The 20,271-nt window shown below is 67.7% G+C and carries 22 protein-coding genes; 11 read left to right on the forward strand and 11 right to left on the reverse strand.

All coding sequences use genetic code 11. The features are described from left to right. Positions 1-745 precede the first annotated feature (745 nt). Positions 746-1,114 carry a VOC family protein gene (locus ACFWQC_RS10365; protein ID WP_378676787.1) on the reverse strand — a complete coding sequence of 123 codons (369 nt, stop codon included), beginning with the start codon at positions 1,112-1,114 and terminating at the stop codon, positions 746-748. 47 nt (positions 1,115-1,161) lie between these two features. Between ACFWQC_RS10365 and ACFWQC_RS10370 the strand changes: the two genes are divergently transcribed. Together ACFWQC_RS10370 and ACFWQC_RS10375 are read left to right on the forward strand one after the other, a co-directional pair. After that, a complete protein-coding gene (locus tag ACFWQC_RS10370) occupies positions 1,162-1,731 on the forward strand; it encodes a TetR-like C-terminal domain-containing protein (RefSeq protein WP_378676790.1) in 570 nt (189 codons plus the stop codon). Positions 1,732-1,821: 90 nt separating this feature from the next. Then, the gene (locus ACFWQC_RS10375) at positions 1,822-2,055 is read left to right on the forward strand and encodes a hypothetical protein (RefSeq protein WP_378676793.1); all 234 of its coding nucleotides are present in this window, start codon (positions 1,822-1,824) and stop codon (positions 2,053-2,055) included. 15 nt (positions 2,056-2,070) lie between these two features. Here ACFWQC_RS10375 and ACFWQC_RS10380 read toward each other — a convergent pair whose 3' ends face one another. Continuing rightward, on the reverse strand, positions 2,071-2,583 hold the full coding sequence (locus tag ACFWQC_RS10380) for a GNAT family N-acetyltransferase (protein ID WP_378676796.1): 513 nt from the start codon (positions 2,581-2,583) through the stop codon (positions 2,071-2,073). Between the two features lie 124 nt (positions 2,584-2,707). Here ACFWQC_RS10380 and ACFWQC_RS10385 point away from each other — a divergent pair, with 124 nt between their 5' ends. Continuing rightward, complete coding sequence (locus ACFWQC_RS10385; RefSeq protein ID WP_378676798.1) at positions 2,708-4,291, forward strand: flavin monoamine oxidase family protein; 1,584 nt, start codon at positions 2,708-2,710, stop codon at positions 4,289-4,291. Then, positions 4,288-4,947: a Rid family hydrolase gene (locus tag ACFWQC_RS10390; RefSeq protein ID WP_378676801.1), complete on the forward strand. Its 660-nt coding sequence runs from the start codon at positions 4,288-4,290 to the stop codon at positions 4,945-4,947. The genes ACFWQC_RS10385 and ACFWQC_RS10390 overlap by 4 nt, the downstream gene beginning before the upstream one ends. Before the next feature lie 365 nt (positions 4,948-5,312). Here the strand turns inward: ACFWQC_RS10390 and ACFWQC_RS10395 are convergent, their stop codons facing one another. Beyond that, complete coding sequence (locus ACFWQC_RS10395; protein ID WP_378676803.1) at positions 5,313-6,725, reverse strand: flavin-containing monooxygenase; 1,413 nt, start codon at positions 6,723-6,725, stop codon at positions 5,313-5,315. 138 nt (positions 6,726-6,863) lie between these two features. Between ACFWQC_RS10395 and ACFWQC_RS10400 the strand changes: the two genes are divergently transcribed. Next, positions 6,864-7,067: a (2Fe-2S)-binding protein gene (locus ACFWQC_RS10400; protein ID WP_350665493.1), complete on the forward strand. Its 204-nt coding sequence runs from the start codon at positions 6,864-6,866 to the stop codon at positions 7,065-7,067. An 88-nt stretch (positions 7,068-7,155) separates the two neighbouring features. Next, the gene (bfr, locus tag ACFWQC_RS10405) at positions 7,156-7,644 is read left to right on the forward strand and encodes a bacterioferritin (RefSeq protein ID WP_355020442.1); all 489 of its coding nucleotides are present in this window, start codon (positions 7,156-7,158) and stop codon (positions 7,642-7,644) included. Between the two features lie 23 nt (positions 7,645-7,667). On the opposite strand, the gene ACFWQC_RS10410 is transcribed toward bfr, so the two are convergent. The 4 genes from ACFWQC_RS10410 to ACFWQC_RS10425 all read right to left on the reverse strand — a co-directional run bounded on the left by ACFWQC_RS10410 (position 7,668) and on the right by ACFWQC_RS10425 (position 11,212). Continuing rightward, complete coding sequence (locus ACFWQC_RS10410) at positions 7,668-8,054, reverse strand: VOC family protein (RefSeq protein WP_378676808.1); 387 nt, start codon at positions 8,052-8,054, stop codon at positions 7,668-7,670. 11 nt (positions 8,055-8,065) lie between these two features. Next, positions 8,066-8,659: a hypothetical protein gene (locus tag ACFWQC_RS10415; RefSeq protein WP_378676811.1), complete on the reverse strand. Its 594-nt coding sequence runs from the start codon at positions 8,657-8,659 to the stop codon at positions 8,066-8,068. A gap of 134 nt (positions 8,660-8,793) precedes the next feature. Then, on the reverse strand, positions 8,794-10,311 hold the full coding sequence (gene glpK / locus ACFWQC_RS10420; RefSeq protein WP_378676814.1) for a glycerol kinase GlpK: 1,518 nt from the start codon (positions 10,309-10,311) through the stop codon (positions 8,794-8,796). A 52-nt stretch (positions 10,312-10,363) separates the two neighbouring features. After that, positions 10,364-11,212 carry an MIP/aquaporin family protein gene (locus ACFWQC_RS10425; RefSeq protein ID WP_378676816.1) on the reverse strand — a complete coding sequence of 283 codons (849 nt, stop codon included), beginning with the start codon at positions 11,210-11,212 and terminating at the stop codon, positions 10,364-10,366. Between the two features lie 181 nt (positions 11,213-11,393). On the opposite strand from ACFWQC_RS10425, the gene ACFWQC_RS10430 reads away from it, so the two are divergent. Together ACFWQC_RS10430 and glpK (ACFWQC_RS10435) are read left to right on the forward strand one after the other, a co-directional pair. After that, entirely contained in the window at positions 11,394-12,164 is a 771-nt protein-coding gene (locus ACFWQC_RS10430; RefSeq protein WP_378676819.1) for an IclR family transcriptional regulator, read from the forward strand. Between the two features lie 76 nt (positions 12,165-12,240). Next, positions 12,241-13,743: a glycerol kinase GlpK gene (glpK, locus tag ACFWQC_RS10435; RefSeq protein WP_378676822.1), complete on the forward strand. Its 1,503-nt coding sequence runs from the start codon at positions 12,241-12,243 to the stop codon at positions 13,741-13,743. A gap of 5 nt (positions 13,744-13,748) precedes the next feature. On the opposite strand, the gene ACFWQC_RS10440 is transcribed toward glpK (ACFWQC_RS10435), so the two are convergent. The 4 genes from ACFWQC_RS10440 to ACFWQC_RS10455 all read right to left on the reverse strand — a co-directional run bounded on the left by ACFWQC_RS10440 (position 13,749) and on the right by ACFWQC_RS10455 (position 16,623). Beyond that, positions 13,749-14,522, reverse strand: coding sequence for a MerR family transcriptional regulator (locus tag ACFWQC_RS10440; RefSeq protein WP_378676825.1), 774 nt, complete (start codon positions 14,520-14,522; stop codon positions 13,749-13,751). A gap of 40 nt (positions 14,523-14,562) precedes the next feature. Further along, positions 14,563-15,327, reverse strand: coding sequence for an ABC transporter permease (locus ACFWQC_RS10445; protein ID WP_378676828.1), 765 nt, complete (start codon positions 15,325-15,327; stop codon positions 14,563-14,565). After that, positions 15,324-16,121, reverse strand: a complete 798-nt coding sequence (locus ACFWQC_RS10450) for an ABC transporter ATP-binding protein (protein WP_378676831.1) — start codon at positions 16,119-16,121, stop codon at positions 15,324-15,326. Before ACFWQC_RS10450 ends, ACFWQC_RS10445 begins: the two co-directional genes overlap by 4 nt. Positions 16,122-16,233: 112 nt before the next feature. Further along, positions 16,234-16,623: a DUF1801 domain-containing protein gene (locus tag ACFWQC_RS10455; protein ID WP_378676834.1), complete on the reverse strand. Its 390-nt coding sequence runs from the start codon at positions 16,621-16,623 to the stop codon at positions 16,234-16,236. A 104-nt stretch (positions 16,624-16,727) separates the two neighbouring features. Here ACFWQC_RS10455 and ACFWQC_RS10460 point away from each other — a divergent pair, with 104 nt between their 5' ends. The 3 genes from ACFWQC_RS10460 to ACFWQC_RS10470 all read left to right on the forward strand — a co-directional run bounded on the left by ACFWQC_RS10460 (position 16,728) and on the right by ACFWQC_RS10470 (position 20,118). Next, positions 16,728-17,186 (forward strand): MerR family transcriptional regulator, encoded by a 459-nt coding sequence (locus ACFWQC_RS10460; RefSeq protein WP_378676836.1) that lies wholly within the window; start codon positions 16,728-16,730, stop codon positions 17,184-17,186. Between the two features lie 32 nt (positions 17,187-17,218). After that, a complete protein-coding gene (locus ACFWQC_RS10465; protein WP_378676839.1) occupies positions 17,219-18,265 on the forward strand; it encodes an NAD(P)-dependent alcohol dehydrogenase in 1,047 nt (348 codons plus the stop codon). A 404-nt stretch (positions 18,266-18,669) separates the two neighbouring features. Then, positions 18,670-20,118, forward strand: a complete 1,449-nt coding sequence (locus ACFWQC_RS10470) for a catalase (protein WP_378676842.1) — start codon at positions 18,670-18,672, stop codon at positions 20,116-20,118. Positions 20,119-20,271 lie beyond the last annotated feature (153 nt).

Below are 20,271 nucleotides of genomic sequence, written 5' to 3' on the forward strand. Positions count from 1 at the left end.
CACCGGTAGATTTCAGACATCCGTCTCAGCCAGTCCGGCGGCTTATTCGATTTGTACTGCTTTGTTTCTTGCTTCGTGCTGAACCTTAGCAGGCTCTCTTTCGCTTTCGCAATTCGGCGTTTCCGCTTCCTTGTCCAGCTCCAGAACCCCAGTTTCCGGTCCCGCCTCGCAGACTTTATCAGAGCCACTCTCGCTTTACCAACTCGGCGCTTTCACGCTTTCTGCTGGTTTAGCAGTTGTATCTCTGCTTCGTCTTACCCGACTTTAGCGGAGTAATTCTCGCTTTCGCAATTCGGCGCATTCCGCGCTTTCCTGCCGAAAGTTTGAAGCCTTACCGCCTCTGTCTTGGAGGACTTTATCGGATCTCGCTTTGTTGTCCAATTCGGCGTATTCACACCGGATTCGGATAAAAGCAATATCCACACCTACACAGCCATGACGATCTGACGAGAATCAGATCTTGCATTCTTCGGCAGATCCTGAGACCCGCTGCCAGAACACTCTGGATCGAGCGATGCTCGAAAGAGTGGAGGTGGCCGCTCCGGGGCCGGAAGCCCGCCCGAAGACTCGCGCTTGCTTCCCGCCGCACCCTGGCGACTCGGAGAACACTACACACACCCTGGCGCCGTTTCAAATCGCCAGGGCAACTTTTTTCGTGCGATGTTCTGGGCCTCACTCTAGACCCCCGCACAAGGCCCGTGGCTGGTTTCCCTCACCCGGCGCCAAGGGCCTCGTGATCAGCAGATCAGGCGGGGGCGAAGAGCTCGACCGGGTTGCCGGCCGGGTCCTCGATCACTGCCTGGGCGCCGCCCCGGCCATCGATGCGGCTGGTGCGTACCCGCGCTCCGGCCTCACTCAGACGCCGGAGCTCCTGGTCGACATCGGCCACCTCGAGCTGGATGCGGCTCCAGCCACCGGGGCTCGGAACCTTGCCGTCGTCAGCGGCGTGCCCTGCGCCGCCGGCACCAGGGGTGTTCAGCATCAGCCGCAGTCCGTGACCCTCGAGCATCGCGAAGCCGCTGGCCCTCGGACCGACGTCCTCGAACCCGAGCTCGCGATAGAAGGCGACGGCGGCAGTGATGTCGTCGACGATGTAGCGGAATCCTGGAATCATCTGTCTCTCCTCTCTGCAACACTACTGTTGCATAGTAGGCTCCGGGCATGGCTTCTCGTCAAGGGCGTACGGACCCCCGAGTGGTGCGCAGCCGGGAAAGAGTTCTCGAAGCGGCGCTCGCGGAGCTCGCCGAGCGTGGGTACGGCGGATTCAGCATCGACGGGGTGGCGACCCGTGCCGGCGTCGCCCGGAGCACGATCTACCGGCTGGGGCACGACCGACTCAGCCTGGTCGCCGCGGCCATGGAGACGCTCAACGTGCAGCCGCGCCCGGAAGCCGGCGGACAGGACCCGCGCGCCGATGTGGTCGCGATCGTCGCCCATCTCGCCTCTGCCCTGCAGTCGTCACTGATGTCCGACTGTCTTCCCGCTGTGCTCGACGGCGCCGAGCGCGACCCGGGCCTGCGGGAGCTGCACCACCGCTACAGCGCGCAGCGGCGTACGCGGCTGGTCGATGCGCTCACCCGGCTGCGGGAGTCCGGGCAGGATGTCGGTGATCCGGAGCGGGCGGCGGAAGCATTGGCGGGAGCGGTGTTCTATCGGCGGCTGATGACGCCGGTTCCACTGCGTACGGACGAGGTCGAGGGTTTGGTGGCGACCGTTCTCCGAGAGGCGTGATTCGGCAACCGGCTCAGCCGACGCCGATGTGCTGGTGGTCGAGGTCGATCAGGGCGACGGCACGGTCACCGTACGCGTCGACATGAGTACGTGCTGACGGAGAAGGGGCGCGAGCTCGTCGACCTGCTGATGGTGATGGTCGGGTGGGGTGACAAGTGGCTCGCGGGTGAGGCCGGGCCGCCGGTGCTCTACCGGCATCACGCGTGCGGGGAGATCGGGCGGGTCGATCTGCGGTGCTCGCACTGCGGTGAGCCGATGCATGCCGACGACATCGATGTGCTGCCCGGGCCAGGGGCTGCGCCGGAGCCGGCCTCAGCGGGGTAGCGGTCGGGCCTGAGGTCAGCTACCGCCGGCGGCGCCGAGCTCCTTCAGCGCGTCGCCGTCGATGCGGTGGACCTCCCACTCGTCCTGCGGGACCGAGCCGAGGGAGCGGTAGAAGGCGATCGACGGTTCGTTCCACTTGAGCACCCACCACTCGAGGCGGCGCCAGTCGTTCTCGACGCAGATCTCGGCGAGGCGTACGAGGAGGGCCTTGCCTGCGCCGGCGCCGCGGTGGGCCGGGTCGACGAAGAGGTCCTCGAGCCAGATGCCGTTGCGGCCGGTCCAGGTGGAGAAGGTGACGTACCAGACCGCCATGCCGATGATGGTGCCGCCCGTTCCATCCGTTCCAGCGGCCTCGGCAATGAGGCAGCGGGTGGTCGGAGTGCCGGACTCGGGAAAGAGCGCCGTGGCGAAGTCGGTCTCCGTGGCCTCGACGGCGTCGGGCTCCTTCTCGTAGACGGCCAGGGCGTGGACGAGACGGAGGATCTCGGGCACGTCGGCGGGAGCTGCATCGCGGATGGTGACGGTCACGGTGCCGATCCTAAGGCTACTGACGAGTTCGGGAACACGCGTTCTAGCGAGACGCAAACGCAATCACGGTGCAACAAAGGCTTCCTACGTTTCGGGGCGTCCCCAACAGATTGGATACCCCCACATGACTCAGACCCAGTCACGTCGGAACTTCCTGCGCAACGTCGGCCTCGCCGGCGGCGCGGGAGTCATGTTGCACAGCATGGGTGCTCTCGGGCTCACCTCGGCTCACGCCGCGGAGACCCCCAGCTTCACTCCTCCCAAGCCTTCCGATCTAGCCCGGGCCGGCAGCAAGTCGGTCGTGATCCTCGGCGGCGGCATCGCCGGGCTCACCGCTGCGTACGAGCTGCTCAAGGGTGGCTACAAGGTCACCGTGCTCGAGGGGCGCGAGCGGCCGGGCGGTCGCAACTTCACCGTGCGCGGCGGCACCCGGGTGACCGATCTGAACGGGGTCACGCAGGTGGCCGGGTTCTCCAAGGGTCAGTACATGAACGCGGGGCCCGGGCGGCTGCCGCAGAGCCACATCACGCTGGACTACTGCAAGGAGCTGGGCGTCCCGATCGAGGCGTTCACCAACCAGAACGCCAATGCACTGCTCTACTACCCCGGCGACCACGGCATCGGCGCAGTGCAGATGCGTCAGGCGAAGGCGGACACGTACGGCTATGTCTCCGAGCTGCTCGCGAAGGCGACGGACAAGGGTGCCCTGGACGAGGAGCTGACCGCCGCCGACAAGGAGGCGCTGATCGCCTTCCTGAGGAACTTCGGCGACCTGGGCTCCAAGGCGGAGGGGTACGCCTACACCGGCTCCAGCCGCGCCGGCTACACGGTCGAGCCCGGGGCCGGGCAGGAGTCGGGCACCGAGGTGGCCCCGAACTCGATGAGTGCCGTCCTCGCCGCCGGGCTGGGCCAGTACTTCTCCTTCGAGTTCGGTTACGACCAGGCGATGATGATGTATCAGCCGGTCGGCGGCATGGACGCGATCCCCAACGCCTTCGCCCGGGCCGTCGGGGCGCGCAACATCCGCTACGGCGCCGAGGTCGTCGAGTGGAGCAACACCTCGACCGGCGTCTCCGTGTCCTACAAGGCTCGCGGGAGGACCGAGACCATCAGGGCGGACTTCGCGATCAACTGCATGCCGCCGAACATCGCGGCCAAGGTCCAGCACAACCTCGGCGCCGACATCACCGCGAGCCTGAAGTCCTTCGGGCCCTCGAACGCCGGCAAGATCGGGATCGAGTACGACCGGCGTTGGTGGGAGGAGGACTTCCGGATCTACGGCGGCATCACCAACACCCGCCTCGACCTGCGCAACATGTGGCACCCGTCGTACGGGTTCAACGGGGACAAGGGCACGATGATCGGCTACTACAACACCGGTAGCGCGGCCGACACCTACGGCGTGCTCAGCCCCGCCCAGCGGCTCTCGCGGGCGGTGGACATGGGCAAGCAGATCTTCGGGGACGTCTACGGCGAGGGCATCACCGCCTCCTACAGCCAGGACTGGAAGACGCAGAAGTTCTCCGAGGGTGCTTGGGCCTACTCGACGACGGCCGACACCGATCCGCTCTACACACGGCTGCTGGACGCCACCGGCAACACGTACTTCGCCGGTGACCACCTCAGCCACTCCGTGGCCTGGCAGCACGGCGCGATCACGGCCGCCCGGGCAGCCGTCGAGAAGCTGCACGCGCGGGTGACGGCATGATGTCGCCGCGTACGAAGGTGCTGGCTGTGGTCGGGTTGACCGCGGCTCTGGTCGCTCCGACGGCGGCGGTCGCCGGGAGCAAGTGGTCCGCCTTCCCGCCGCGTGGCGGGGAGACCATCTCGGTGCTGCCCGCGGGTCAGGACAACCCGCCGATCGCCAACGGCGTCGCGATCGGCCCGGAGGCCGCGATCTACAAGACCAGCGGGCTCGGTCCGTCCCGGCTCAACACCGGGGCGAGCGGCGAGCTGGGCTACATCGACACCGCGGTGTTCCCGGGTGGTGTGCTGCCGCCGGGCGTGACCATCACCGAGGCCCAGGGGATCAACGTGCTGCGCCGGATCGGGGAGAACCTCGAGGCGGCCGGGCTCTCCTACGACGACGTGATCACGATGCGCGTCTTCCTGCAGAACCCCGCGGGCGAGGCGAAGATGGACTTCGCGGGCTGGAACCGGGCGTACCGGCAGTTCTTCGCGAACACGTCGGTCTCGACCGGCGACGCGGTCCCGGTGCCCCTGGGCACAGCTGCGCCGGCGGCTCCGATGGTCGTCAACCCTGCTCGTCCGTCGCGGTTCGCACTCGAGATCGAGAACCTTCCCGTCGACGGATGGCTCGTGGAGGTGGAGGTCGACGCGGCCTATCCGGCGAAACGGAGGTAGGCCCCTCACAAATCGAGATCGCCCTCTCCGAGCAATGCTCGGGGAGGGCGATTCTCGTGCAGCTCAGACGGTGGTCAGAGCTTGGAAAGCTTGGGGAAGGGGCTGGCGATACGCACCAGTCGGGGACCGAAGTCGACAGTGACTGCGGCCGTTTCTTTGTTGACGACCCGACCCAGGCCGAAGGAGTCGTGGGAAACCAGGTCCCCTGACTCGAACTGCTCAATGACCGGCTCGGGATCTGCCTTGAAAGGACTCGCGGCGAAGTGTCGCCGCCGGGGGGTTGAGGTAGTCATCCCTTCGAGTATGTGGCCTACCACACGGATAAGGGAATGCACAGGTTGGTCACAATGGCCTATCAGAACGTTTCAGGCCTGCGTGTAGTCGGCCTTTTCGTAGCTGGCGCTGCGGCGGTAGTGGGCCGAGATGCTGGGCCAGTTGGTGGTGATGCGGCCGTTCCGCTCGCGATACCAGGAGGTGCATTTGCTCCAGACGCTGTCGGCCAGCTTGTCCTGGATCCGCGCGTCGTAGGCCTCCTCGACCTCCGCCCGCACCTCGAGCGGGCCGGCGTCGGCGACGTGGTCGGCGTACCGGCCGAGGTAGCGCGCCTGCGTCTCCAGGAAGAAGATGATCGAGCCGCCGCCGGTGTTGGTGTTGGGGCCGTACATGATCAGCAGGTTGGGGAAGCCCGGGACGGTCATGCCGTGGTAGGCGTGGGCGCCGTCCTTCCAATGGGTGTGCAGGTCGCGGCCCTGGGTGCCGGTGATCGTCATCGGGGCGAGGAAGTCGGTGGCCTTGAACCCGGTGCCCCAGATGATCACGTCGACCTCGTGGTGGTGCCCGTCGGCGGTCGTCACGCCGGTCGGGGTGATCTCGACGATGTCGTCCGTGATCACGTCCACGTCGGGCTGGGCGAGGGCCGGCAGGTAGTCGTCGGCGAAGAGGATGCGCTTGCAGCCGAACGGGTAGTCGGGCCAGACCTTCTCGAAGAGCCCCGGCTTCGCCGCGGTCTGCGTCTTCATGTGGCGCTTGGACCAGGCCCGCATGATCGCACCGAACGGCTTGATGTGGAAGGACGTGGTGAGCCACTCGGCCTGGACCCAGATCTTCACGCGGTTGAGGAGCTGCGGGATCGGGCTGGCGGCGTCGGTGCGCTCGAAGTCCTTGCGGGGGACGATGTAGGGCGCCGAGCGCTGGAAGAGGAGCACCTGCGCCGCGTCCTTGCGCACCTCGGGCACGAACTGGATGGCGCTGGCCCCGGTGCCGATCACCGCGACCCGCTTGTCGTTGAGGCTCAGGTCGTGGTTCCACTCGGCGGAGTGGAAGGCCTCTCCCCGGAACGAGTCGGCGCCGGGGATGCTCGGGGTCGAGGGCCGGGAGAGCTGGCCGACGGCGGGGACGAACAGGTCGACCGTCTCTGTCTCGCCCGTGCTGAGCTCGAGCCGCCAGGTCTTCGACTCCTCGTCCCAGCGGGCGGCGGTCACCTCGGTGTGGAACCGGATGTGGCGGCGTACGTCGTACTTGTCGACGACCCGGTGGATGTAGTCGAGGATCGCGGGCTGGCGGGAGAACTTGTGGGGCCAGTGCGGGTTGGGCTCGAAGGAGTAGGAGTAGAGGCTGGAAGGTACGTCGCAGGCGGCGCCCGGGTAGGTGTTCTCCCGCCAGACACCGCCGACGTCGTCGGCCTTCTCGAACACGACGATGTCGTCGTGGCCGCGCTTCTTGAGCTCGATCGTGGCGGCCAGGCCGCCGAAGCCGGTGCCGATGACTGCGATACGCAAGAGAGATCCTCCAAGGGGCCGGTAGCGACGGTGTGACCTGGACCATACCGGGAGAATGTGAATGGCCGCGAGGGGACCGAAAGGTAAGAAGTGGGACGTCCGTTCGTCATCCCGATTAGGTTCGGCTAACCTAAACCCATGATCGTCTGCCAGTGCCGAGTCGTCACGGACCGTGACGTCGACGCCGCGCTGGCCGACGGGGCGCGCACGGTCAGCGCGATCTGCCGCTCCACGGGAGCCGCTCAGGACTGCGGCTCGTGCATCTTCTCGGTGAAGAAGCAGGTCAGCCGGCATCTCGAGCAGGAGTGCTCGCACCTCGTGGCCGACGGCGCCGCGAGCTGACGTACGCAACCGGTCACAAACTGAGTCTGTCCTCACTCCCGGGGTGCCGTGCGAGTATCGGGACAGATCCCGTTACCGGAGGTACGTCATGCAGCCAGTCGATCCACGCGTCGTCGAGCTCCTCAACGAGGCGCTCACGTTCGAGCTCACGGTCACCAACACGTACTTCCTGCATGCTCGGATGCTCGACAACTGGGGTCTGCCCAAGCTCGGCAAGGTCTTCTACGACCTCTCCATCGACGAGATGCGTGACGCCGACGAGCTGATCAACCGGATCCTGATGTTCGACGGCCACCCCAACGTGCAGCGCCTCAACGCCATCCAGGTCGGCGAGACCGCCGAGGAGATGCTCTCCCTCGCCCTGGCGAGCGAGCGCGCCGCGGTCGCCCAGTTCAACGCCGGCGGCGAAGAGTGCCACCAGCTCGGCGACCACGGCACCGCCGCCGTCTTCGAGGAGATGGTCCGCGACGAGGAGAAGCACGCCGACTGGTTCGAGTCCCAGCTCGACGCGATCGATCGCGTCGGCCTCCAGGCGTACCTGGCTCAGCACGTCGGCGCAGGCGAAGGACCCGGCTGAGCCGGGCCCTTCCGTGCTTTCCCTCAGGCGGGCACCGCGTCGTCGATGCAGAGGATGTTGTCCTCGCTGTCCTTGAACCAGGCTGCGTGACCAGCCTCGCCCATGCCGGCGACGTCACCGTCCCAGGTCAGTCCGGGCATCTCGTAGTGCTCGAAGCTGACCCCCTTGGCGCGTAGCTCTTCGGTCTCCTTGCGGACGTCGGCCACGTGGAACTGGGCGATCGTGTGCCCGGCCTTGCCCGCCTGCTCGGTCTCGTAGAGGTGGAAGGACGTGCCACCGGCTGTCGTGTAGACCAGCCAGCCTTCGCTCTCCTCGCTCGGCTCGAGCCCGAGCTTGTCGGCATAGAAACTGCGTGCCCTGCCGAGGTCCGCGGCCGGGATGTTCGCCCTCACACTGCTCTCGGTCAACATCGTCGGCCTCCTCAGGCGCTCTCGAACCAGGGGTGGTGGAGGTCGTAGAAGGTCGCACCCTTCATCGCGTAGTCGAGCTCGCTGCGTACGTCCTCCGGGGGCTCGAGCTGCTCGCCCTTGCGGGCGTCGGCCTCGCTGGTGAACGCGACGGTCTCGATGAAGCTGCCATCCGCCTCGATCGCGAGGGTTCCGCCGAGGATCTCAGGGCGCATCTCGTGCAGCTGGGTGGTGTCGGTCGTCATCATCGCCTTGAGCCGGCTCGGGTCGTCGACCCGGCCGCGGATGATCTGCACGAACCCGGCGTCGTCCGAGCCGCCGTCGAAGAGCAGCGTGACGTCGTCGCAGTCGTGGAACTCCATCGGCCCGTCCATGACCTCGGCCATCTTCGCGGCCCACTCCCCCTGCTCGGGACGGTTGGAGTTGGCCATCGCCGCCTCGCGGGACTCGAAGCGGACCACCCCGATGAGCTGGCCGTCGTCGGTGAATCCGTTGGTGCCGCCGAGCCACCCGGTCGCGCCCGGCGCCAGGTCGCGCCGCCACTCGTCGAGCAACTGACGGGCCTCGTCCTGCCGGGTGCAGGGACCCTGAATCATCTGGATGAACATGCTGCCTCCTCGGTCGTTGGTGCGCCAACGGACCGGTCGAGGCAGGTGCCGGGCCCCGGCCGGGCCCTCTCGCAACGTACGTCCGAAGGGTTGCCCCGCACATACCCCAAACAGGCGTTTTCCAGATGACGCCGTCAGTCGACGTCGACCCAGTCAAGGGTGCGGTCGACAGCCTTCCGCCAGCCGGCGTACCCGGTCTCGCGCTGCTCCTCGCTCCAGGCCGGCATCCAGCGCTTGGACTCGTTCCAGTTCTGGCGGAGCTCGTCGGTGTCCTTCCAGAAGCCGACGGCGAGCCCGGCGGCGTACGCGGCTCCGAGCGCGGTGGTCTCGGCGACGACCGGGCGGCTGACCTCGACGCCGAGGACGTCGGCCTGGATCTGCATGCACAGCTCGTTGGCGGTGATGCCGCCGTCGACCTTGAGGACCTCGAGACGTACGCCGGAGTCCTTCTCCATCGCTTCGGCGACGTCACGGCTCTGGTAGCAGATCGCCTCCAGGGCCGCGCGGGCGATGTGGCCGCTGTTGTTGAACCGGGACAGGCCGACGATCACGCCGCGGGCGTCCGAGCGCCAGTAGGGGGCGAAGAGACCGGAGAAGGCCGGGACGAAGTAGACCCCACCGTTGTCCTCGACCTCCTTGGCCAGGGCCTCGACCTGCGTGGCGTTGCTGATCACCCGCAGCTGGTCGCGCAGCCACTGCACCGCGGAGCCGGTGACGGCGATCGAACCCTCCAGGGCGTACGTCGGTGGCTGGTCACCGAACTGGTAGCAGACCGTGGTGAGTAGGCCGTTCTCGGAGCGTACGAGCTCCTGGCCGGTGTTGAGCAGCAGGAAGTTGCCGGTGCCGTAGGTGTTCTTGGCCTCGCCGGCGTCCAGGCAGACCTGGCCGACCATGGCGGCCTGCTGGTCGCCGAGGATGCCGGTGATCGGGATCTTGCCGCCGAGCGGGCCGTTCTCCAGCGTGGTGCCGTAGGCGTTCGGATCGGAGGAGGGCCGGATCTCGGGGAGCATCTGGCGCGGGATGTCGAAGAAGCCGAGCAGCTCCTCGTCCCAGTCGAGGGTCTCGAGGTCCATCAGCATCGTGCGGCTGGCGTTGGTGACGTCGGTGACGTGTACGCCCCCGCTGGGGCCGCCGGTCAGGTTCCAGACGATCCAGGTGTCGGTCGTGCCGAAGATGGCGTCGCCGCTCTCCGCGGCCTCGCGGACGCCGTCGACGTTCTCCAGGATCCACTGGATCTTGCCTCCGGCGAAGTACGTCGCAGGCGGGAGCCCGGCCTTGCGGCGGATGATGTCGCCGCGCTCGTCCTTGTCGAGAGCGGAGGCGATCCGGTCGGTGCGGGTGTCCTGCCAGACGATCGCGTTGTAGTAGGGCCGTCCGGTCCTCTTGTTCCACACCACGGTGGTCTCGCGCTGGTTGGTGACGCCGAGCGCGGCGATGTCCTTGTCCGTCAGGCCCTTGCTGCCGAGCGCGATCTGGATCACCGCCCTGGTGCGCTCCCAGATCTCCACCGGGTTGTGCTCGACCCAGCCGGCCTTGGGCAGGATCTGCTGGTGCTCCAGCTGGTGACGGGCGACCTCGTTGCCGCCGTGGTCGAAGATCATGCAGCGAGTGCTCGTGGTGCCTTGGTCGATGGCTGCGACGTAGTCGGGCATGTCGGTCCTTTCGGTTTCTCTGATTCTGTGTCTCAGTCGGGGCGATCGATGGTCAGGCAGCGGCAGGCAGGTCGCTGGTCTCCTCAGCCTCCTTCTCGGCGGGCAGGAAGCGTGCAATCAACACCTTGTACGCTCCGGCACCGATGAGTCCACCGACAAGCGGGGCGACGATCGGGATCCAGAAGTAGAGGTCTCCGGACGCGGTCACCCAGGCTCCGTCGTAGCCGGTGATGAAGGAGGCCAGCCGGGGCCCGAAGTCGCGGGCGGGGTTGATGGCGTAGCCGGCGTTGGTGCCCCAGGCCATACCGATGCCGACGATCACGAACGCGATCGCGACCGGCGAGAACCAGGCGATCGGCGCGGAGTTCTTCGCATCCGTGATCGCCATGATCAGGAACAGCAGGATCGCAGTGCCGATCACCTGGTCGGCGAAGGCGGTGGTGAGGGTGACGCCGAGCGCGGCGTCGCCGTTGCCCGGGAGCGTGGAGAAGATGCCCTGGGTGGCGTGGGTGTGGCCGGGGTCGACGCTGGCGATCGCGTCGCCGTAGGCCGCGCGGACGATGAGGGCGCCGACGAAGGCGCCGAGGATCTGGGCGATGCTGTAGGGCAGCACCTTGCGCCACTCGAAGTCGCTGAAGACGGCCATCGCGAGGCTGACGGCCGGGTTGAGGTGGGCGCCGCTGATCCGCCCCGCGGTGTAGATGCCCAGCATCACCCCGATCCCCCAGGCCCAGGCGATCGAGTCGTGATCGCCGAGCCCGCCGTCGCCGGTGGTGACCTGCGCGACCACGCCGACTCCGAAGAGAATCAGGATCATCGTGCCGGCGAACTCTGCGCTGAGCTCTCCGATGAGTGTTCGACGTTGAGCTGGTGAAACGGAGCCCGAGGCGTTTCGTGTCATGCGCTTGCTCCTGCCGTGTGGGGTCTGGCGGACCTCTGCACCGTAGGGACGCGTGACGCGCGTCACAACGGTGCACGTTCGGCATGGTCGAACGCTTGCCTGTCTCGCCGGGCGGCACCGGGAGTCCCCCGATGACCGAACCCCAGGTAGTGGGTTTGTTCGGGCTCTACGCTTTTACCCGATGTCTCGGACCGTGCAATCCGTCGAGCGGGCGGCGGCGCTGCTGCGTGTGCTCTCCGCCGCGAGTGAGCCGATGCCTCTCGGTGAGCTGGCGGCCGCCGTGGGGCTGGCCAAGCCGACGGCGCACGGGTTGCTGCGTACGTTGGCGGGGGCGGGGTTCGTCGACCAGGAGCCGGCCACCGGGCGCTATCTGGTGGGGTCGGGGTTGCTCCATCTCGGGTCCGTGACGCTGGACCTGAACGAACTGCGCTCGGAGACGCTCAACTGGGTGGACACGCTGGCGGCGCGTACGGGCGAGGAGGCACGGATCGCGGCCTATCGCGAGGGCTCCGCGGTGGTGGCGCACCATGTCATCCGGGCCGGGCCGGGGATGCAGGTGATGGACACCGGTCGGTCGCTTCCCCTGCATGCGACCGCACTGGGGAAGGTGCTGGTGGCGTTCGACCCCGGCGCCGCCCGCAGCATCGTTGGACAGCGGCTGGACCGGCTGACGTTCCGGACCATCACCGACCGGTCGGCGCTGCTGCGGGCGCTGGCGGACGCGCGCGACACCGGGTGGGCCTCGGCCGTCTCCGAGGCGCGACCGGAGCTGGCCGGGATCGCGGCGCCGGTGCGGGACCGTGGTGGCTATGTCGTCGCGGCCGTCGGCATCGCGGGACCGGTGCTGCGGCTCTGCGACGCGCGCGGCCGTCCTCGCCACGATCTCGTCGAGGAGGTCGTCGGCGTCTCCAGGTCGATCTCGCGGGCGCTCGGTCACGGGCGGGCGGCATGAGCGAGCGCCAGCGAGCGACCATAGGCCTCAGGGCGCCGGCTCCGTATTCTTTGCTCTGCCCTACGGAGCCGACGGCATGAGTCTTCCGCTCTATGTGGCCGCGCTCGACCAGGGGACGACCTCGACCCGGTGCATGCTCTTCGACCGCGAAGGCCGCATGGTCTCGCTGGCGCAGCGGGAGCATCGTCAGCACTATCCGCGCGCGGGCTGGGTCGAGCACGACCCCATGGAGATCTGGGACATCGTCCGCCGGGTCGTTCCGGAGGCGCTCACGGACGCCGGGGCCTCTCCGTCCCAGGTGGTCGGGCTCGGGATCACCAACCAGCGGGAGACCACGGTGGTGTGGGACCGGCACACCGGCCGGCCGGTCCACAACGCGATCGTGTGGCAGGACACCCGGTCGTCCGCCGTGCTGCCCGCTGTCGCCGCCGACATGGCCGAGTCGGAGATCCAGGCTCGGTGCGGGCTGCCGTTGGTGACGTACTTCTCCGGGCCGAAGGTGCGCTGGCTGCTCGACTCGTCTGCTTCGCTGCGGGAGCGGGCGGAGCGCGGGGATCTCCTGTTCGGGACGATGGACTCCTGGCTGGTCTGGAACCTGACCGGCGGAGTGTCAGGCGGAGCGCATGTCACCGACGTGACCAACGCCAGCCGGACGATGCTGATGAACCTCGGCACGCTCGACTGGGACCCGGAGCTGCTGGCGGCGATGCGGGTGCCGCGGGCGATGCTGCCCGAGATCAGGCCGACGGTCTCCTCCTTCGGGACCACGGTCGCGCCGATCGCCGGGATCCCGGTGACGGCGGTGATCGGTGATCAGCAGGCGTCGCTCTTCGGGCAGGCGGGGTTCGACCGCGGCGACGCGAAGTGCACCTTCGGCACGGGCGGGTTCCTGCTCCTCAACACCGGCTCGTCCCCGGTCCGCTCACAGCATGGGCTGATCACGACGGTCGCGCACGCGATGGAGGGCGAGCCGGCGGCGTACGCCCTGGAGGGGTCTATCGCCGTCGCCGGCTCGCTGGTGCAGTGGTTCCGCGACAGTCTCGGGCTGATCCGCTCGGCGGCGGAGATCGAGACCCAGGCACTGACCGTCGCCGACAACGGCGGTTGCTACGTCGTCCCGGCGTTCACCGGCCTGTACGCACCGCACTGGGAGCCCGATGCCCGCGGCGTGATCGTCGGGCTGACGTCGTACGTCACCAAGGCGCATCTGTGTCGCGCCGTCCTCGAGGCCACCGCCTGGCAGACCCGCGAGGTCATCGACGCGATGAACGCCGACGCCTCCGCACCGCTCACGCGGCTGGCCGTCGACGGGGGCATGACCGCCGACAACCTCCTCATGCAGACCATCGCCGACTTCCTCGACATCCCCGTCGTACGTCCGATGGTCGCCGAGACCGTCTCCCGCGGTGCCGCCTATGCGGCCGGGCTCGGGGCCGGGTACTGGCCCGACCGGCAGGTCCTGCGCCGGCACTGGCGACGGGCTGCCGAGTGGCGGCCGGCCATGTCGGCAGCCGCGCGGGAGGCCGAGTTCGCTCGATGGCGGCGGGCGGTCGAGCTCGCGATCGGGTGGGGTGCCTAGGTCCGCTACTTCTCGGTCCGCTCGAGCTTGGTCCAGCCGGTGTAGCCGCGCTTCTCGATCAGGCGCATGAGGTCGCCGGCGACGGGGACCTGCTCGACGAACATGGCGTCGAGCAGGGAGACGAGCTCGGGGGGCATGGCCTGGTCGTCGCCCACGTAGGCGGCCCAGTCCTCGGGAGAGACCGCATCGAGCTGGGCGACGATCTGGTCGGCGATGGTCCCCAGGCGCGGGTCGCCGGGCCGATAGTCGAGCATGGCATCCAGCTCCTTGTAGGTCTCCACGATCGAAGGGTCATCGAGCTGGCCGACCTTGCTGCGGATGAAGGCCTCCATGCTCTGTGGCTGCTGGGCCGCGACGAGGATCCAGGCGTCGCGCTCGCCGTCGATCATCCGCTGCGGGATGCCGAGCTCCCGCATCCGTTCCAGATAGGCGACCGCCTCGGGCGGGAGGGCCAGCCCGTCTCCGTGGACGAGCCGGGCGATCCGCTCGCGGTGGCCCTGGCGCTCGCGGATCTCGAGGCGGAGGCGCTTGTCGATCTCGGCGACCGCCTTCTTGAAATCGTCGTCGCCGGCGTCCAGCAGCTCCTTGACACGGGAGAGCGGGACGCCGGCGTCGGCGAGGATGCGGATCTTGATCAGGTCGACCACAGCGGCGGCGTCGTAGCGTCGGTAGCCCGAGTGGTCGCGCTCGGGCTCCACCAGCAATCCTTTTGCGTGGTAGTGACGCACCGCCCGGACGGTGACTCCGGCGGCGGAAGCCACCTGGCTGATCGTGAGCATCCCCGAATAGTGGCGGGAACACCCGGGTTTGTCGCGTGGTTTAGGCGAACTTGCGGCGGTAGGCGGCGGTGGCCAGGACGTACGCGACGACCAGGAGGCCGACGCACCAGGCCAGTGCGATCCAGAGCTCGCTGCCCAGCTCCTGACCGGCGAAGATCGCCCGGATGGAGTCGACGATCGAGGTGACCGGCTGGTGCTCGGCGAAGGCCTGCACCGGGCCGGGCATGGTGTCGGTCGGCACGAACGCCGAGCTGAGGAAGGGCAGGAAGATCAGCGGGTAGGAGAACGCGCTGGCTCCCTCGACCGTGCCGGCAGTCAGCCCCGGGATCACCGCGAGCCAGGTCAGCGCGAGGGTGAACAGGGCCAGGATGCCGATTACCGCGAGCCAGTCGAGCACGCTCGCGCCGGTGCGGAAGCCCATCAGCAGGGCGACGAGCACCACCACGACCAGCGAGATCATGTTCGCGACCACCGAGGTCAGCACGTGACCCCACAGCACCGCCGACCTGGCGATCGGCATCGACTGGAACCGGTCGAACATGCCGCCGTTCTTGTCCTGGAACAGACGGTAGGCGGTGTAGGCGATGCCGGAGGCGATGGTGATCAACAGAATGCCGGGTAGCTGATAGCTGACGTAGCTCTCGTGGGAGCCGGTGTCGATCGCGCCGCCGAAGACGTACACGAACATGAGCATCATGGCGACCGGTGTGATCGCGGTGGTGACGATGGTGTCGGGGCTGCGGCCGATGTGTCGCAGGGAGCGGCCGAGCAGGACGGCGGTGTCGCCGAAGAATCGGGTGGTCATCGTGACTCCTTCACGTTGTTCGTGCTGGCGGACTTGCCGTTGGACTTGCTGGTGATGGCGAGGAAGATCTCCTCGAGGGACGGCTGCTTCTCGACGTACTCCTGCTTGGCCGGCGGGAACATCGCCTTGAGCTCGGCGAGGGTTCCGTTGGCGATGATGCGGCCCTCGTGGAGGATCGCGATCCGGTCGGCGAGCTGCTCGGCCTCTTCGAGGTACTGGGTCGTGAGCAGGACCGTCGTGCCGCTGTCGGCGAGCTCCTTGACCGCCTGCCACACCTCGATCCGGGCCTCCGGGTCGAGACCGGTGGTCGGCTCGTCGAGGAAGATCACCGGCGGGTTGCTGATCAGGCTCATCGCGATGTCGACCCGGCGGCGCATGCCACCGGAGTACGTCGCGACCTTGCGGTTGCCGGCCTCGGTGAGCGAGAACCGGGCGAGGAGCTCGTCGGCGACCGCGCCCGGGTTCTTCTGCCGGAGCAGCTTGGCGATCAGGATGAGGTTCTCGCGACCGGTCAGGATCTCGTCGACCGCGGCGAACTGGCCGGTGAGGCTGATCGACCTGCGTACGTCGTCGGCCTGAGTCGCGACGTCGAAGCCGTTGACCGTTACCTGGCCGCCGTCCGCCTTGAGCAGCGTGGTCAGGATCTTCACGGCCGTGGTCTTGCCGGCGCCGTTGGAGCCGAGGAGGGCGAAGATGGTGCCCTTCTCGACGCTCATGTCGACGCCCTTGAGGACGTGTAAGTCGCCGTAGGACTTGGTCAGTCCGGCGATCTCGATTGCTGGTGTCGGGTTCATGTCGAACAGCGTCGAGGGTTGACGCTGGGTCAAGGTCAAGCGGAAGTTTTCGAACTTTTTCCGCTGGGCCTGATCGGACCCGACAGGAGTGCGAAATACGCTGGTCGCGCGGTCAGTCCTTCTGCAGTCGGCGCCAGCCGCCGGCCCGGTTGTTGGCCACGATGGCGCGCAGCAGCTCGGTCAGCGCCGGACGGTCGATCGGGTCGTCCCGGTAGATCTGGATGGCTCGCCCGGTGGCGTTGCCGTGACCCTGGTTGATGATCCCGGCCGGATCGGGGACGGTCGGGTCGTAGAGGAACAGGTTGATGTGGTCCTTGGTGGCGAGGAGCGCGCACACGTTGCCCTGCAGCACGAAGTAGGGCTGGACCGTCCGCTTGATCGTCTCCTCGATCTCCGGGTCGGCGTCGTGGATGATCTCGCGCAGATCGCGGCAGATGTCGCGCTGCCACTCCGGCAGTCCGTCGAGGTAGTTGTCGACGCCGGCATGGGTGCGGATGGCCATGATCGCAATGTACGCCCGGGCCGCGGGTGCCCGGCAAGGCAAATACACAAGTCGACAAATCATCCCTTTGACTTCAAGTACTTGAAGTTCTTAGCGTCATTGGTGTGACTGCATCGATGACTCGGACGTACACGATCCGGGAGGTGGCGACGCTGACCGGGCTGCCGGCCAGCACGCTGCGCTACTACGAGACGATCGGGCTGATCTCCCCGGTCAGCCGCGGCGCCAGCAGCGGCCACCGGGTCTATGACGAGACCGACCTGGACCAGCTGACCGGCGTCGCCTGCCTGGCCGCGATCGGCCTCTCGATCGATGACATGCGGACGTACGTCACCAACAGTCGCCTCGGCAGCGAGGGTGCCGCCGAGCAGATCGACATGCTCACCGAGCACGCCGCTCACCTCGCCCGCGAGGCCGAGAACCTCGAGCTGCGGCGGCGTTACGTCGGTCGCAAGACCGACTACTGGCGCGCTGTCGCCGCCGGCGAGCAGGTCCGCGCCGAGGAGATCGGCGCGCAGGCACACACCCTGGCCGATCAGATCCGCAGCCGCGAGAACCACTGATCCACCACCCATCTCAGACTCAGGAGACACCTATGCGCGTCAACGCGTACGCAGCACCTTCCGCCGGCGAGCCGCTGGCACCGATCACCATCGAGCGCCGCTCGGTCGGCGAGAACGACGTCCTCATCGCGATCGAGTACGCCGGCATCTGCCACTCCGACATCCACACCGTCAACGGTGACTGGGGCCCGCAGCCGTTCCCGGTCGTCCCGGGCCACGAGATCGTCGGCCGCGTCACCGAGGTCGGCTCGTCGGTCACCAACCACAAGGTCGGCGACCGGGTCGGCGTCGGCTGCTTCGTGAACTCGTGCCGCGAGTGCGACAACTGCCGCAACGGCGACGAGCAGCACTGCTCGACCCCGGGCGGCGGGGTCGGGACGTACGCCGCGAAGGACCGCGACGGCTCGTTCACCCAGGGCGGCTACTCGACCCACGTCGTCGTCGACGCCCACTTCGCGCTCGAGGTGCCCGAGAGCATGGACGCGGCGGCCGCGACGCCGCTGCTGTGCGCCGGCATCACCACGTACGCACCCCTGAAGAAGTGGGGCGCCGGCCCGGGCAAGAAGGTCGCGATCGTCGGCCTTGGCGGGCTGGGCCACATGGGCGTCCAGATCGCCCACGCGATGGGTGCCGAGGTCACCGTGCTCTCCCAGTCGCTGAAGAAGCAGGAGGACGGGCTGCGCCTCGGCGCGGACCACTACTACGCCACCTCCGACCCGGCGACGTTCGAGCAGCTGGCCAGCTCGTTCGACCTGATCGTGAACACGGTCAGCGCGAAGATCGACCTCGACGCCTACCTCGGCCTGCTCGCCGTGGACGGCACCATGGTCAACGTCGGCGCCCCGGCGGAGCCGCTGAGCGTCAACGTGTTCTCGCTGATCACCAACCGGCGCAACTTCGCCGGCTCGATGATCGGCGGCATCGAGCTGACCCAGGAGATGCTCGACTTCTGCGCCGAGCACGGCATCGGCTCCGAGGTCGAGGTGATCTCGGCGGACCAGATCAACGAGGCGTACGCCCGGGTCCTGGCCTCCGACGTGCGCTACCGCTTCGTGATCGACACGGCCACTCTGGCCTGAGCTCCTGGTGTTCTAGCCCCCGGTGGGGGGACCGGGCGGACCGGGTCGGCAGCAACCTGAAGCGGCAGCTCTCGACCGGGCGGCGCTGATCCGCGTCGCGCCGGCGCGCGCGGCGACCCTCCGGGTGACCCCACTGGCAGGAGCCGCGGGTAGACGTCTTGTTGCATCCAAACGCTCGCTCGTCGCTCTGCTGCTCGGCGACGGCACTGGTGAGGCCGACCGGCCTCCGGGGATCTCCCCCTTCGGCTGACCCTCGTCGTACGAGCGTCCTTGACAGCCGCCGGACAGCGCGGCAACGTGACTCAACGTCGGCTTCCGTAGGCAAACGGGTTGTTCAGGGGCTGCCCTACACGCCGGAGCCGACCATCTCGAGACCATCCAGCAGGCAACGGGAAGGCATCACCATGGCGGACCAGAAGCCCACGACCACCGACGCAGGCGTCCCGGTCGCGAGCGACGAGCACTCGCTCACCGTCGGTCCTGACGGACCGATACTGCTCCAGGACCACTACCTGATCGAGCAGATGGCGCAGTTCAACCGTGAGCGGATCCCGGAGCGTCAGCCGCACGCCAAGGGCGGAGGCGCCTTCGGCCGGTTCGAGGTCACCGGGGATGTCAGCGCCTACACCAAGGCTGCGGTCTTCCAGCCGGGCACCACCACCGAGCTGCTGGCCCGGTTCTCGACCGTCGCGGGCGAGCGAGGCAGCCCCGACACGTGGCGCGACCCGCGCGGGTTCGCGCTGAAGTTCTACACCAGCGAGGGCAACTTCGACCTGGTCGGCAACAACACGCCCGTCTTCTTCATCCGCGACCCGATGAAATTCCAGCACTTCATCCGCTCCCAGAAGCGTCGCTCCGCGAACAACCTGCGCGACCACGACATGCAGTGGGACTTCTGGACGCTCTCCCCGGAGTCGGCCCACCAGGTGACCTGGCTGATGGGCGACCGGGGGATCCCGAAGAGCTGGCGCCACATGAACGGCTACTCCAGCCACACCTACATGTGGGTCAACGCGGCCGGAGACCGGTTCTGGGTGAAGTACCACTTCAAGACCGACCAGGGCGTCGAGTTCCTCACTCAGGAGGAGGCCGACCACCTCGCCGGCGCGGACGGCGACTACCACCAGCGGGATCTCTACGACTCGATCGAGGCCGGCGACCACCCGTCGTGGACGCTGCACATGCAGATCATGCCGTTCGACGAGGCTCGTACGTATCGCTTCAACCCGTTCGACCTGACGAAGGTGTGGCCGCACGGCGACTACCCGCTCATCGAGGTCGGCAGGATGACGCTGGGCCGCAACGTCACCGACTACCACACCGAGATCGAGCAGGCCGCCTTCCAGCCCAACAACATCGTCCCGGGCACCGGCCTGAGCCCGGACAAGATGCTGCTCGCGCGCGGGTTCTCCTACGCCGACGCACACCGGGCACGGCTCGGGACCAACTACCAGCAGATCCCGGTGAACCAGCCCAAGGCACCCGTCCACAGCTACTCCAGGGACGGTGCGATGCGGATGCAGAACGTGTCCGACCCGGTCTACGCACCGAACTCGTACGGCGGACCGCAGGCTGACCCGGAGCGCTATCCGGAGACGGCGGTGTGGGCCAGCGACGGGGAGATGGTGCGCACCGCCTATACGCTGCGCAAGGACGACGACGACTGGGGCCAGGCCGGCACCCTCGTCCGCGAGGTGCTGGACGACGCTGCTCGCGACCGTCTGGTCTCCAACGTCGTCGGCCACCTCTCCGACGGTGTGTCGGCGACGGTGCTGGCCCGGGCGATCGAATACTGGCGCAACATCGACAAGGACCTCGGCGACCGGATCGCGGAGGGGGTCGGCGGCAACTGATCGATCCGGGATCTGGCGACCACCACCAGCAGCTGCTCGGCGAGGTCGGCATCCCGGTCACGGTCGTCGGGGCCCCCGCAGGACTGTGACGGGCCCCGCCAGCGGGGAAAGCAATAAAGAGACCAGCACGGCGACCACAGCGGTATAAGAAAG

The organism is Nocardioides sp. NPDC058538 (assembly GCF_042719275.1).
GTDB lineage: Bacteria > Actinomycetota > Actinomycetes > Propionibacteriales > Nocardioidaceae > Nocardioides.

Excerpts from the sequence above, each read along its gene's own strand:
- ACFWQC_RS10365 (WP_378676787.1), bottom strand. The coding sequence starts at position 1,114 with ATGATTCCAGGATTCCGCTACATCGTCGACGACATCACTGCCGCCGTC.
- ACFWQC_RS10370 (WP_378676790.1), top strand. The coding sequence starts at position 1,162 with ATGGCTTCTCGTCAAGGGCGTACGGACCCCCGAGTGGTGCGCAGCCGG.
- ACFWQC_RS10385 (WP_378676798.1), top strand. The coding sequence starts at position 2,708 with ATGACTCAGACCCAGTCACGTCGGAACTTCCTGCGCAACGTCGGCCTC.
- ACFWQC_RS10390 (WP_378676801.1), top strand. The coding sequence starts at position 4,288 with ATGATGTCGCCGCGTACGAAGGTGCTGGCTGTGGTCGGGTTGACCGCG.
- ACFWQC_RS10400 (WP_350665493.1), top strand. The coding sequence starts at position 6,864 with ATGATCGTCTGCCAGTGCCGAGTCGTCACGGACCGTGACGTCGACGCC.
- bfr (WP_355020442.1), top strand. The coding sequence starts at position 7,156 with ATGCAGCCAGTCGATCCACGCGTCGTCGAGCTCCTCAACGAGGCGCTC.
- ACFWQC_RS10410 (WP_378676808.1), bottom strand. The coding sequence starts at position 8,054 with ATGTTGACCGAGAGCAGTGTGAGGGCGAACATCCCGGCCGCGGACCTC.
- ACFWQC_RS10415 (WP_378676811.1), bottom strand. The coding sequence starts at position 8,659 with ATGTTCATCCAGATGATTCAGGGTCCCTGCACCCGGCAGGACGAGGCC.
- glpK (WP_378676814.1), bottom strand. The coding sequence starts at position 10,311 with ATGCCCGACTACGTCGCAGCCATCGACCAAGGCACCACGAGCACTCGC.
- ACFWQC_RS10425 (WP_378676816.1), bottom strand. The coding sequence starts at position 11,212 with ATGACACGAAACGCCTCGGGCTCCGTTTCACCAGCTCAACGTCGAACA.
- ACFWQC_RS10430 (WP_378676819.1), top strand. The coding sequence starts at position 11,394 with ATGTCTCGGACCGTGCAATCCGTCGAGCGGGCGGCGGCGCTGCTGCGT.
- glpK (WP_378676822.1), top strand. The coding sequence starts at position 12,241 with ATGAGTCTTCCGCTCTATGTGGCCGCGCTCGACCAGGGGACGACCTCG.
- ACFWQC_RS10440 (WP_378676825.1), bottom strand. The coding sequence starts at position 14,522 with ATGCTCACGATCAGCCAGGTGGCTTCCGCCGCCGGAGTCACCGTCCGG.
- ACFWQC_RS10445 (WP_378676828.1), bottom strand. The coding sequence starts at position 15,327 with ATGACCACCCGATTCTTCGGCGACACCGCCGTCCTGCTCGGCCGCTCC.
- ACFWQC_RS10450 (WP_378676831.1), bottom strand. The coding sequence starts at position 16,121 with ATGAACCCGACACCAGCAATCGAGATCGCCGGACTGACCAAGTCCTAC.
- ACFWQC_RS10455 (WP_378676834.1), bottom strand. The coding sequence starts at position 16,623 with ATGGCCATCCGCACCCATGCCGGCGTCGACAACTACCTCGACGGACTG.
- ACFWQC_RS10465 (WP_378676839.1), top strand. The coding sequence starts at position 17,219 with ATGCGCGTCAACGCGTACGCAGCACCTTCCGCCGGCGAGCCGCTGGCA.
- ACFWQC_RS10470 (WP_378676842.1), top strand. The coding sequence starts at position 18,670 with ATGGCGGACCAGAAGCCCACGACCACCGACGCAGGCGTCCCGGTCGCG.